The organism is Humibacillus xanthopallidus, from assembly GCF_006716675.1.
Lineage (GTDB): Bacteria > Actinomycetota > Actinomycetes > Actinomycetales > Dermatophilaceae > Humibacillus > Humibacillus xanthopallidus_B.
Genome location: NZ_VFPM01000002.1, coordinates 1,435,179 through 1,447,485, shown reverse-complemented (window position 1 = coordinate 1,447,485; position 12,307 = coordinate 1,435,179). Strand labels below are relative to the sequence as shown.

Below are 12,307 nucleotides of genomic sequence, written 5' to 3'. Positions count from 1 at the left end.
ACCCAGAGACTTGAGGAGAAGGACAGCATGAGCACCGTAGCGATCGTCACCCTTGCAGGAGACCTGCACGCCCGCGTCATTCGCAGGCAGCTGCAGGAGGTGCACGGCGTCGACGTCGCCGTCGTCGCCTCCGACACCCTCTCGGCCGCCGGGGGACTCACGTGGAGCAACGTGGCAGGACAGGAGCTCACCCTCCCCACGGAGGACGGCGGCACCGTGTCCGTCGCCGACCTCGACCTCGTCTGGTGGCGCCGCTGCCACGGGCGACCCACGGTGCCCGATGCGGTCACCGACCCGCAGATGCGCAAGCTCGTCGTCAAGGACAACCGCGCCGGACTGCGTGGCCTGCTCATGGCGGGCTTCTCCGGCACGTGGATCAGCGACCCGTACGCGACCGAGCGCGCGCAGAACAAGATCCTGCAGCTGAGCGTCGCCCGCAGCGTCGGGCTGACCGTGCCGCGGACGCTCATCAGCACGGATCCCACCGCGGTGCGCGACTTCGCCCGCGCCCACGGCGGCACCGTCATCGCGAAGACCCTCACGGGACTGCTCGGCACCTCGCTCGAGGCGGGTCGGGTCAGCGTCGACTCGCTCGTCGACGACGACGAGATCACCGTGTCGGCCACGGTCTACCAGGAGGAGGTCCCGGGCACCGACCACCTGCGCGTCATGGTCTTCGGCGACGCCGTGCACACCGCGCGCATCCGCAGCGGTGAGCTCGACTGGCGGCTCGCGAACGACATGGAGGTCGAGCCGGTCGTCATCCACCCGCGACTCGGCGACCGGCTGCGCGAGGTCACCCGCCGGCTGGGCCTTCGGATGGGGGTCTTCGACGTCAAGCTGCGGCCCGACGGCGAGCCGGTCTTCCTTGAGGTCAACCCCCAGGGCCAGTTCCTCTTCGTCGAGGGCATGTCGGACATGCCGCTGGGCGAGGCCTTCGCCGACTTCGTCGTCGACGAGCTGGCCGCGGTTCGTGGACGGGCGTTCGCCTGACCCCTGCCCCACTCCCCCGGGCCCGATGGCGTATGCCGTCGGGCCCGGTCCACGTCTCAGCCGCCCACGCGCTACCGCGGGCTCCAAAAGCGCTGCGCGGCAAGAAGACTCAGTGTGCTCGGGAGGCCGGGACGAGGTAGACGGGGACCGGCGCCGACCGGATGATCTTGGAGGCCCGAGAGCCGAGGAAGAGCCGGGCGGCGGGCGCCGACGAGCTGGGACCGACGACGAGGAGGTCACCATCACTCCAGTCGACGCACCAGACCGCCTGGCTCCACGTCGCACCCTCGGCCACGACGAGAGAACGTGCGAGCCGGTCACCGAGCGGGCCGGCATCCGCCTCCGTGAGCTGCGCGACGAGCTGCTCCTTGAGGCGGGCCACCCATTGGTCGACGACGAGCTCGTCAGCCGACTCCTCGACGCTGCCGTAGAACCTCTTGGGGGGACGGACGGCGAACGACACGACCCGCAGGCTTGCTCCGGTCCTCTCGGCGAGTCGCGCACCGGCCTGCGCCGCGTGGGCCAGGTCCTTCGAGCCGCCGTAGCCGATGCTCACCCGGCGGACGTGCGAGGCCGGCCCGGCGCGGTAGCCGAGCGGAGCGAGGAGCACGGGCAGCGGGGCCGAGTGGACGAGCCGGTCCGTGACGCTGCCGAACGAGATCCGCCCGAGTGACCCCTTGTGCGACGAGCCGAGCACGATGGCCGATGCACCGCTCTGCCCCGCGAGCTCGAGCAGCCCCCGGGGGATGGACGACGCCTGGCGCACCTCGAAGGTCGCGGCGACGTCACCCGGCAGGTGAGCCCTGGCCTCGTCGAGGACGGAGCTCCCCCAGTCGGTCAACGGGCCGAGGTAGTTGCCGTCGACGAACTCCGGTGCTCCCGCGGCGTGCGGCGTCGTGACGACGACTGCGACGAGGAGCGGTTCACCAGTGGAGCGCGACAGGACGCTCGCCAGCTCGAGCGCGGACCTGCCGCTGTCCTGCGCCGTGTAGGCGACGACGATCGTCATCGCTACACCGCGGGAACGAGGGAGGCGGCCTCGACGTGCGTCACGGGCAGGCCGAGCTCGGCTGCGCGGTCGACGACCTCGAAGCGCTGCCAGACCGACTCGGCCGCGGGGAGCGTCACGACGACGATCTGGTCGGGGTCGAACTCCTGCACGGCCGCGCGCAGCGCCCGCAGCGGTCGTTGGTCGCCGATGCCACCGGACGCGTCAAGATGGTGGGCCGTGAGGGACTCGAGCGTGCGATCCAGCCGTCGCTGCGCTGCCTCGGTCGTCGCGTCCTTGACGGAGACGGCGCCATGGGTCGCGGCGGTGCCCGTCTCGACGGGACTGGCCGGCACGCATACGTAGTAGCAAGCCTTGCCCTGGGCGTCGATGCGCTGGAGCTCGGCGACGAGCTCGTCGGACTCCAGCGTCTGGTTGGCGAGGACGAGCACCCGTCGCGCCTCACCCGTGTGCTGCGGCGCGACCCGCTCCGGCAGCCGGGCGATCCGCGCCTTGTTGATGAAGAAGAGGACGAGCACCACCCCGAAGGAGAGCAGGCTGAGGACCAGCTGGATGCGGACGTCCTCCGTCAGGCCCATCTGGACGAGCACGAGCACGATGCCGATGGCGGTGATGATCGAGAGCACCGGGAAGAGCCACATCTTCACCTTGAGCGTCGACGCGTCGGTGCGGTAGCGCAGGATGATCTGCGAGATCGCGATGAGCAGGTAGACGAAGAGGATGACGGCCCCGGAGGAGTTGAGCAGGAACGAGAACACGGTGTCGGGTGAGACCGCCGCCATGATGACCGCGAGGAAGCCGACGACCGACGAGGCGAGGATGGCGACGACGGGCACGCCGCGCGAGTTGACGGACACCATCGAGGCGGGAGCCTCCCGCCTGGCAGACAGCACGAAGAGCATCCGCGACGCCGTGTAGAGGCCGGAGTTGAGGCACGAGAGGACGGCGGTCAGCACGACCGCGTTCATCACGTCGGCGGCATACGGGATGCCCATCTCCTCGAAGGCGGCGACGTACGGCGACGCCTCGAGCGTGGAGGAGTTCCACGGCAGGATGACCGCGAGCAGGAAGATCGAGCCGACGAAGAAGATCGCGATGCGGGTGATGACCGAGTTGGCAGCCTTGGAGACCGCTCGCTCGGGGTCGTTGGACTCGGCGGCGGCGATGGTCGCGATCTCGGCGCCGACCATCGAGAAGATGACCGTCACGACTCCTGCGGTCACCGCCATGCCACCGTTGGGGAAGAAGCCGCCGTGCGCGGTGAGGTTGCTGAAGTCGAGGTCGGCGTTGGGCCAGATGCCGAAGACGAAGAGTCCTCCGCAGACGAGGAAGACGATGATCGCCGCCACCTTGATGCCGGCGAACCAGAACTCGAACTCACCGAACGAGGAGACGGAGATGAGGTTGGTGCCCGTCATGAGGAGCATGAGCACGAGGCTGAGCACCCACGTCGGCACGCCGGGGAACCAGTAGTTGATCACCTTGGCCCCCGCGACGGCCTCGAAGCCGACGACGATGACCCAGAAGTACCAGTAGAGCCAGCCGACGGAGAAGCCGGCCCAGTCGCCGAGGGCCTTGCGCGAGTAGTCGGCGAAGGAGCCGGTCGAGGGGTTGGCGACCGCCATCTCGGCGAGCATCCGCATCACCATGATGATGAGGACCCCGCACAGCGCGTAGGTGATGAACGCTGCCGGGCCGGTGGCCTTGATGACCGTGCCGGACCCGACGAACAGGCCCGCCCCGATGACGCCACCCATGGCGATCATCGTCAGCTGACGCTGATTGAGGGCCTTCTTCAGCTCCGGACCGCCGCCGGACATGTCAGGCCCTCCGAGTCGGGCGGGGAGTGCTGCGGCGGTTCAGCGGACGAGACATGGGATGCCCCTCTCGATCGGTCCGAGGGGGCGGTGCCCCCGCACGGCGACCTGCCCAAACTAGCCAGCGTGGGGGGATCTGTCCACGGATGACCAAACCGGGGCAAACCGTGGCGGCTCCGGGGCGGGCCGGGGGTCGGAGCGGCGGCCGGCGGGACCTTCGCCTCTGGGGGCGCGCTCCGCCCCGAGGGAGTCTGGAACGAGAGACAAGGTGTCGATGATGCGCACTGCGCGGGTGGCTGGAGCGGCGGGGCGGCACCTGCTCGTGGTCGTCGCCCTCACCACGTTGGCGCTGGCCGCAGGTGGGTGTGCGCCCACCGAGCCGAGCGGCGGGGCGACGAGTCCTGCGGCCACCTCGTCGACTGCCGCGTCGAGCGCTCCCCCGACGACGGCCCCCTCGACGCCGCCGACCACCTCGCTCGCCCCGACCCCGACCGCCGCGCCGACGACTGCGACGCCGACGACCGTGGCGCCGACAGGCGGCCGTCCCACGCAGACCAAGCCGTCGGGGACGAAGCCCACCGCGCCCGCGCAGCGGATCGTGTTGCGGGCCGGAGACTCCGGCCCGAAGGTCCGTGCCATGCAGGCGCGGCTGCGGCAGATCGGCTGGTTCGCGGGTGACGTCACGGACTACTACGGCTCACGCACGACCGAGGCCGTCCGTGGCTTCCAGGCCAAGCGCGGCTTCCCGGTGACCGGCATCGCCGACCAGCGCACCTACGACCGGCTGCTGTCCATGACCCGGGCGCCGACCAGCGACGAGCTCGCCAACATCAGCCCCACACCGGTCACGCCGGGCGTCTCGAGCTGGGACGTCGACCAGCGGTGCCTCACCGGCCGCGTCATCTGCATCAGCAAGTCGACGCGCTCGCTCACGTGGGTCATCGACGGAGCACCGCAGTACGCCATGGACGTCCGCTTCGGCAGCGAGGAGGAGCCGACCCGGGAGGGCGTCTTTGCCATCACCTTCAAGAAGGTCGACGTCGTGTCGACCATCTACCACACCGCCATGCCGTACTCGATGTTCTTCAGCGGCGGCCAGGCGATCCACTATTCGGCGGACTTCGCCCGCAACGGCTACAACGGCTCGTCGCACGGGTGTGTCAACGTCCGCAATCTCACCCTGCTCAAGCGGCTCTACAACACCGCCCCGGTCGGCACCACGGTCGTCGTCCACTGGTGACGCCGATGACGCCGCTCGCCGGGTGGCTGACGCGGTGGTAGGACTGAGCAAGAGCAGTCCTGCCGACGAAGGAGACCCGCTGTGTCCACCCCCGCTGCGCCCCCCGGCTTCACGCGCTACCTCATGAAGAGCAAGTTCGGCGCCGGGCGCGACTTCGCCGTGCTGGACCCGGAGACCGAGAAGCAGCTCTTCTTCGTCGACGGCAAGATCGGCGCACGGCCGAAGGCCGAGGTGCAGGCGGAGGACGGCACCGTCCTCTACAGCGTGCGCGGGCAGCTGCTCGGGATCCCGAAGAAGATGTCGATCACCGACGCCTCGGGCAGCGAGGTCGCCTTCCTCAAGGCCAAGGCGTTCTCGATGATCAAGGACAAGATGACGATGGAGATGGCCAGCGGCGAGCCGTGGCAGCTGACCGGCCAGTTCATCGAGAAGAACTACACCGTGACCAGCGGCGGCCGCGACGTCGTGCGCATCTCCCAGAAGTGGATCGCCGTACGAGACAAGTACACCGTCGACGTGGCCGACGGAGCCGATCCCGGCCTCGCCTTCGCCATCGTGTGGGCTGTCGACCGCTGGGTCGAGCGCGACTGACCCCGTGCGGTTTTCGTCACGCGCAGGCACGACTGAGGCAGCTGAGGTCGCTCGGCGCGACGACGCCCTGGTCTACCTCAGGGCCCACCAGCGGGGCAGGTCGGCGAGCGAGTCGAGCACGGCGTGCGGGCGCACGTCACCCTCGAGATCGGACGCGGAGAACTTGCCGGTGCGCACGAGCACGCCGGTCAAGCCCGCACGCTGCGCGCCCGCGATGTCGGTGTGGATGTCATCGCCCACCATGACGACCTGGTCGGCGGGAACGTGCAGAGCCTCGACCGCGGAGCCGAAGAAGGTCGGATCCGGCTTCCCGGCGACGACCGCGGTGCGCCCCGCGGCATACTCCAGCGCGCGCACGAACGCGCCCGCGTCGAGCCGAAGGCCGTCCTCGGCGCGCCAGTAGCGGGTCATCCCCAGGGCGACCAGAGGTGTGGCGGGGTCGCTCATCAGCAGACGCAAGGCGCGATTGAGGGTGGTGAAGGTCCAGCCCTCCCCCAGATCGCCGATGACCACCGCACCCGCTCCGTGCTCGACATCGTCCTGGAGGGGATCCAGCTCGACGAACTCCGCGGCGGTGGCTTCGGGGGCGAAAACCGCGGGTCGGGTGATGCCATGTCGCCGCAGCCACGCCACCGCTGCCACGGCAGGTGTGAGGACCTGCTCCGCCGCAGACGAGACTCCCAGCCCAGCCAGCTTGTCGACGACCGCCTGCCGCGGACGCGACGTGGTGTTGGTGAGGAAGAGGTGCGGGATCCCCTCCCGGACAAGCCAGTCGACGACCTCGACGGCACCCGGCACCGGCTGGTCGCCCACGTAGACGACCCCATCGAGATCGAGCAGCACTGCGCGCACGTCTCCATCATCACGCGCACGCGCCGCTACGGCGCCGCCTCAACGCGAACACGTCGCGACGCCTTGGCAGGGCACAGTCAGTGGTCCGCCCGCCGGACGACCAGGATGGGTGTGACGGGGTCGGATCCGCTCATGAGGAACCGGCTCCGTTTGATGCAGAAGTGTGCGTCGTTGACTCTGGTGCGGGTTGGCATCAGCCCGCCCCCGGACCCACGTGGCGCGGTGCTCCTGGCCGAACCCAGGAAGCTCCCTGCGGGAGGGCGGGCGCGGATAGGGTCGGGCGACCGCACTCGAACACCTTCGGGCAGGGAAGGATCCGCTCTCGTGCCGCATCAGCCGAGCTACGCCCAGACGTTCACGGTGACCGTCCCCGAGGAGGCCGATGCCCGCCTCGTCGCCGACGAGCTCGCCGCTCGCGGGCACGCCTTGGTTGCCGTTCGCGAAGTGGATTGGGCGCACCGCGACCCGTCGAGTTCCTGGTTCGGCAAGCCGACGATGCGTCCGCACGAGCAGGGCCAGTGGGACGTGACCTCGGTCGCGACCGGCCCCCTGCCCGACGACGACGAGTCGTGGTGGCAGGCGCAAGAGGACGCCGCGGTGCGGCGGGTGGCACAGCGATTCGGCGGCCGTTCCAGCGGCAGCGGCAGCGGCGACACCGCTACGGTCCTTCGGGTGTTCACGCGCGTGGGTCTCGTCCACGAGCTCGACGACGCCACGGCAGGCGAGCGCCGGTTGGCCAGCTTGGCCGAAAGCCCAGCCCGGGTCGGCACCGCTGAGCGGTACGACTCGGACCACGTGGACGAGGAACTGCCCGACGGGCCGGGAGATCCCGTGAGGCTGCCGACAGTCGACGCGGTGGACTGGGCGAAGCTCGAGCACGCCTACGGCTCCGCCGACGACGTCCCGCAGATGCTGGCCGGGCTCGCAGCCAACGACGATCAGTGGGGCGGGCACCTTGACGACCTGGTCGGGTCCGTTACCCACCAAGGCAGCAGCTACAGCTCGACCGCGCCCGCCCTGCGGGTGGTTGCCGGACTGGCCCTGGCGCCCCAGTTGGCTGCGAAGCGACGGCTGGATCTGCTCTTCACGCTTTTCCTCGCGGCCGCCGCGCTGGACCAGGCGCTCGCGTACGGGTACCGGCCGCAGCCACACCACGGGCAGGTGCGCGCGACCGTCGTCGAGGCATCCGAGGCCCTCCTGACCCTGTGGCCGAGCGTCTCGCGGGCAGAGCAACGCCTACTGCTGCTGCTCGCCGCCCTCGATGGCCACCCGGTCCCTCCGCACGACCTGGCCGACCCAGCCAGCAGGCTGGCCGCGACCATGATCCGCGACGAGGACGAAGCAGTTGCCCTGCTGGAGGAACTCGCCAGGAGCAACGAAGAGCTCATCGAGCTGGCCGAGGGCAGGACCCCACGGCACTCCCGCCTGGTAGCCGCCCTTGAAGTCCTCCTGTGGGACCGCTGACGATTGGCGCGCCATCGGCTTCAGAGTCAGCCTGACCTGACGGGCGAGAGTTCGCCGCCCCACCGGACTGGATGCGCGCATCGGCCGCCGGGGCTTGTTCTCACGCAACCCAAGGACTGTCCCAGAACCGCTCCGTGTCCGCGCGACTGCGCCACGCACGACCGCTGGGAGGGGCCCGTCCCAGAGTGAGTCGCTCGGGCTCTGCCAGGCAAGGCGTGCGTCATTTCGGCTCCTGACGGGCGCCGGCGTCTCGCCCACGTGCCGATGGCTGGACGTTGCCACCTTGCTGATGATGCGGGACGACCTAGACAGAGGAACGACGAGAATGGCGCCATGCTCACTGCCGACAGCCACGTGCACAGCGAGTGGTCCTGGGACACCGGCGGTCCTCATTCAGAGGCGAGCGGCACCATGGCGGCTACCTGTGAACAGGCACAGCGCATCGGGCTTCCTGCTCTGGTCTTCACCGAACACTTCGATTTCGAGGAGACGTGGCGGGCCGGCACGGAGGAGTTTCCCGTTGCGGCGTCGCGACACATCAATGAGGCCGGCTATCTCGTTCCCCCGCCCTTGGACGTCGAGGGCTACTTCGCGGCGATCGCGGGGTGCCGGCGACTGTTTCCGGACCTCACCATCCTCAGCGGTGTGGAGTTCGGACAACCTCACCTCGTCGAAGACCGGGCTCGCCAGCTGGTGGACCTCACTCGATTCGACCGGATCAACGGATCACTGCACACGTTGCCGGTAGGGCCAGACCGCGCTGAACCGGTCACGTTGTACCGCTGGTGGGACCCGGATGACGTCATGAGCGCCTATCTCGACGAAGTTCCTGCCATGCTCGCCTCGACTACCTTTGAGGTCTTCACGCACCTCGACTACGCCGTCCGCCACTGGCCCCTCGAGCAGGCCGGACCCTTCGACCCGCGTCGCTTCGAAGAACAGTTCCGCGCCGCCCTGCGGGCGATAGCCGAGTCCGGTCGGGCGCTCGAAATGAACACGCGTCGCCTGTCGTCTTGGCTCCCACAGTGGTGGACGGAAGAGGGCGGTCGAGCAGTGTCCTTCGGAAGCGACGCCCACGTTCCGACGGCACTGGCGAGCGGCTTTCCGGAGGCACAACACATGCTGGAGCACTTTGGCTTCCGGCGCGGGCGACGGCCGGAACACCTGTGGACGCGATAGCCGTCATATCAACCTTAGGTATGGCCTCTCTGCGCATCCGCGGCGGCCCGCGTGCCACCACTGCCGCGATCCGCTCGACGAAGATGGGCGCGCCCGGTGCGCCTAACCGCCGCCAGACGGGCGCACGGGCTTTACCCGCATAGCAGGGAGTCGGGCGTTGCGGTCCTGCCGATGAGTGCTCGTGGTTGGACCTTCGCGAAGCCACGCGCAGGCTGATGACTGTGACGATCGCCGCAGTGGGCAAGGAGCCGACACGGGACCTTGGCCTCTGGCCGCTTCGCGTGCCGGAGCCATGCTTGAAGCGAGGGAGGCCGACGCCTCCGGATGAACGGCACGCCCCGCGACGACCATGACCGTGCTGAAGAGGCAAGCGGGAGGAGAACCCGGAATGCGCACCGTCGGTGTGGAAGAGGAGTTCCTCCTGCTCTGGCCGGACGGAACTCTGGCACCGGCCGCGCCCGACGTGCTTCGCCTCGTCGGTGACAGCGCCAGGCCCGGTCAAGTGAAGCCTGAGTTGATGACCTTCCAGATCGAGACCGCCTCGACCGTGTCCCGCGATCTGACGCAGCTGCAGGTCGAGTTGGCCGGTCTGCGTGAGATGGCCGGTGAAGCGGCTCAATCTCTCGGCGTCTCCGTGGTCGCCTCAGGGGTGTCTCCGTTCGCTCATGCCGGGCTCACCATGCTGACCGATGCGCCACGCTACCAACGGCTGGCGGCCAGATTCCCTACCGCGACGGCGGTAGCCGGCGGAACCTGCGCCTGCCATGTCCACGTCGGGATCGACGACCGCGATCTCGGCGTTCAAGTCCTCGCCCGCCTGCGCCGGTGGCTACCCACCCTGCTCGCCATCAGCGGGAACTCGCCCTTCGCGAACGGAGCGGACATTGGCTGGGACAGCCTCCGCTATGGCCGGCAGCTGACCTGGCCCACCTTCCGGTCGCCTCCGGTCCTGCGCACGGCCGACAGCTACGACCGCATCGTGACCGCCCTGTGCCGCACCGGGGCGGTACTTGACCCGCGCAACGTGTACTTCCTCGCCCGGCTCTCCCCGCGCTACCCGACGCTGGAGGTGAGGATCGCCGACACCTGCCTGACGACCCGCGACGCCGTTCTCCTCGCCGCGCTGGTCAGAGCCCTGGTGACCAGGCTGGCAGACGACGTCAGGTTCGACCGCCCGTCGGTGGCGCCTCCGGCGGCCACCGACTCCCTCGGGCAACAGCTGCTCACCGCCGCACACCACGGGGTAAGCAGCACCCTCTCGAAGCACCGACCGGCGCCAACGCGCGCAACGGTTGCGGCACCCATGTCGCGCCTGGTCGACGCGGTCCTGCCGGCGCTCGAGACAGCGGGTGATGCCAAGCCGGTTCTCGCCCTGCTCGAGGAGCGCCGGCGCATCGGCACCGGCGCCCAGAGGCAGCGAAACCTGTGGGGCGGAGCCACATCGCGTGAGGCGTTCGTATCGGCCCTGGCCGACGCGACCCGGCCCCGCATCCGGTGTCCGCATGCCGCATCGACATCGGAGCAAGGAAGTCCCCAGGTGACGGTCGTGTGACCCGGTTGGCGCCTGAGCCTCCCCGTGCTTCAACGAATCACGGAACCGCCCGTCGCGCAGTGCACCTCACTCCACGTGCCCGCACGAGAGCTCGCCCAGATCGCGGAACACCTCGAGCACGCAAACGCAGACATTCTCGCCGTTGGCGCCCGTGCAGCTTGCTGTGCACGCAAATCGAAGGATGGGAGGCATCCATCCCAATAACGTGACACAACTCCGAGGAAGCGTCGGCCCTGGCATGCAGCCGACGGCGATCATTACTGCGCACGTCACCAAGGCGCGCAATGAGGCGACGCGCCCAGATCAACCCGTCCAGCTTGTTGATGGGCTAGAGATCGCGGACGTACTGGCCACGCGTGGCATTGGGGTGAAACACACCATGCTGATGCTCGTCCGCCTCGACATTGCCGGAGCTGAGATCAAGGCTGTCGGAGAACGACTGATCCCCGGTCCTGAAAGCCTGCACAGGCAGCGCGGGGATGGTCTCGAGGCGGCACATCGCAACGGACGTGCCGTCCGCGGCAGATCCGCGCGCTCGTGGGGTTGCAGAAGCCGGGGGCGGCTGCCGTGGAGGTGTTCGAGCCGAACGCGACCGTTCTGGGTCAGATGATCCTCCCGCGCCCGCCCTGCAGTCGAGTCGCCGCCAGGCGGCACTACATGCGCAGTCTGATCGCGAACAGGAAGTAGCAGAGGATCGGCACCGCCAGAAGCGAAAGTACGGCCATCACCGTGATCAGCCGACTCCAACTGCGCAGGAGCGCGCGCAGGAGGGTGAAGCACAGGATGCCGACGAGGCCGCCGAGCGTGTTCAGGATGACATCGTCGATGTCCGATGCGCCCACTCCGAAGACACCTTGGACGATCTCCACCGCGACGCTCACGCACAGGACGATGAGCAGGTTCGTCCAGATCCCCATCCAGCGCCGCAACAGAGGCAGCAGGGCGCCGAGCGGCACGAACGCCACGACGTTGCCGATGACGTTGCCAATGGCGAACCTCTTCGCCGTCGCCGGGCCGCTGAACAGGTAGCCCGAGATGGTCGCGAATGGGATCAGGTTGAGCGAGCGCTCCGAGCCCAGCGGGCGCGAGAACAGCAGCAGTTTCAGCAGAAGGGCAAGATAGAAGACGGACACCACCCAGATGACCACCGTCCCGATCTTCACGAGCAAGGTCATCGTGCGCCACGTCAGCGCGTCATCGCCGACAACGTCGGGCTGCGGCTGCACAGGCACTCGAAGAACTTAACAAGCGGAGCAACGCGTTCCGTCCAGGGCCAGCCTGACGCGCGACGGGCGGGTTCACGTTCCAGCGACGTTCGACCGGGACGAGCCTCTTCAGCAGCGCGGCCAGGTCAGGCGGCCTGGTCGGGCGTCCCGTCCTCCGAGCGGCACGATCGCACGTCACATCCGCGACCGTTGAGGAGGTTGCTGCAGCGCTGAGGCACACTCCCGCGGAGTTCCTTGCGGTCCTGTAGACAAGTTCTCATGCGAACCGAGGATGCTTTGCCTCGCGACCCGCGCTTGGACCCCTTCCGTGATGCCGTCTGGGAACTGAGTCACGAGGGCACCGTGGAAGCGCATCTCGTCACGAACGTGAGTCACTTCCGGTAC

10 protein-coding genes are annotated in these 12,307 nt (G+C 68.8%); 6 read left to right on the top strand and 4 right to left on the bottom strand.

The annotated features are described in order from the left end of the window. The first annotated feature begins 27 nt into the window (after window positions 1–27). Window positions 28–993: an ATP-grasp domain-containing protein gene (locus FBY41_RS14575; protein ID WP_141844915.1), complete on the top strand. Its 966-nt coding sequence runs from the start codon at window positions 28–30 to the stop codon at window positions 991–993. Between the two features lie 109 nt (window positions 994–1,102). Here FBY41_RS14575 and FBY41_RS14570 read toward each other — a convergent pair whose 3' ends face one another. Beyond that, window positions 1,103–2,002, bottom strand: a complete 900-nt coding sequence (locus FBY41_RS14570) for a universal stress protein (protein WP_141844914.1) — start codon at window positions 2,000–2,002, stop codon at window positions 1,103–1,105. Between the two features lie 2 nt (window positions 2,003–2,004). Further along, window positions 2,005–3,822 (bottom strand): amino acid permease, encoded by a 1,818-nt coding sequence (locus tag FBY41_RS14565; RefSeq protein ID WP_141844913.1) that lies wholly within the window; start codon window positions 3,820–3,822, stop codon window positions 2,005–2,007. A 274-nt stretch (window positions 3,823–4,096) separates the two neighbouring features. Between FBY41_RS14565 and FBY41_RS14560 the strand changes: the two genes are divergently transcribed. Further along, window positions 4,097–5,059: a L,D-transpeptidase family protein gene (locus FBY41_RS14560; protein ID WP_141844912.1), complete on the top strand. Its 963-nt coding sequence runs from the start codon at window positions 4,097–4,099 to the stop codon at window positions 5,057–5,059. Between the two features lie 81 nt (window positions 5,060–5,140). After that, on the top strand, window positions 5,141–5,650 hold the full coding sequence (locus FBY41_RS14555) for an LURP-one-related/scramblase family protein (RefSeq protein ID WP_141844911.1): 510 nt from the start codon (window positions 5,141–5,143) through the stop codon (window positions 5,648–5,650). 72 nt (window positions 5,651–5,722) lie between these two features. Here the strand turns inward: FBY41_RS14555 and FBY41_RS14550 are convergent, their stop codons facing one another. Then, window positions 5,723–6,502, bottom strand: a complete 780-nt coding sequence (locus FBY41_RS14550) for a TIGR01458 family HAD-type hydrolase (RefSeq protein ID WP_141844910.1) — start codon at window positions 6,500–6,502, stop codon at window positions 5,723–5,725. A 324-nt stretch (window positions 6,503–6,826) separates the two neighbouring features. On the opposite strand from FBY41_RS14550, the gene FBY41_RS14545 reads away from it, so the two are divergent. The 3 genes from FBY41_RS14545 (at window position 6,827) to FBY41_RS14535 (ending at window position 10,697) form a co-directional block, all read left to right on the top strand. Further along, complete coding sequence (locus FBY41_RS14545; protein WP_141844909.1) at window positions 6,827–7,966, top strand: hypothetical protein; 1,140 nt, start codon at window positions 6,827–6,829, stop codon at window positions 7,964–7,966. Window positions 7,967–8,299: 333 nt separating this feature from the next. Beyond that, window positions 8,300–9,145, top strand: coding sequence for a PHP domain-containing protein (locus FBY41_RS14540; RefSeq protein WP_141844908.1), 846 nt, complete (start codon window positions 8,300–8,302; stop codon window positions 9,143–9,145). 388 nt (window positions 9,146–9,533) lie between these two features. Then, window positions 9,534–10,697, top strand: coding sequence for a carboxylate-amine ligase (locus FBY41_RS14535; protein ID WP_141844907.1), 1,164 nt, complete (start codon window positions 9,534–9,536; stop codon window positions 10,695–10,697). A 653-nt stretch (window positions 10,698–11,350) separates the two neighbouring features. Here FBY41_RS14535 and FBY41_RS14530 read toward each other — a convergent pair. Continuing rightward, a complete protein-coding gene (locus tag FBY41_RS14530) occupies window positions 11,351–11,929 on the bottom strand; it encodes a VanZ family protein (protein ID WP_141844906.1) in 579 nt (192 codons plus the stop codon). Window positions 11,930–12,307 lie beyond the last annotated feature (378 nt).

Excerpts from the sequence above, each read along its gene's own strand:
- FBY41_RS14540 (WP_141844908.1), top strand. The coding sequence starts at position 8,300 with ATGCTCACTGCCGACAGCCACGTGCACAGCGAGTGGTCCTGGGACACC.
- FBY41_RS14575 (WP_141844915.1), top strand. The coding sequence starts at position 28 with ATGAGCACCGTAGCGATCGTCACCCTTGCAGGAGACCTGCACGCCCGC.
- FBY41_RS14570 (WP_141844914.1), bottom strand. The coding sequence starts at position 2,002 with ATGACGATCGTCGTCGCCTACACGGCGCAGGACAGCGGCAGGTCCGCG.
- FBY41_RS14565 (WP_141844913.1), bottom strand. The coding sequence starts at position 3,822 with ATGTCCGGCGGCGGTCCGGAGCTGAAGAAGGCCCTCAATCAGCGTCAG.
- FBY41_RS14535 (WP_141844907.1), top strand. The coding sequence starts at position 9,534 with ATGCGCACCGTCGGTGTGGAAGAGGAGTTCCTCCTGCTCTGGCCGGAC.
- FBY41_RS14560 (WP_141844912.1), top strand. The coding sequence starts at position 4,097 with ATGCGCACTGCGCGGGTGGCTGGAGCGGCGGGGCGGCACCTGCTCGTG.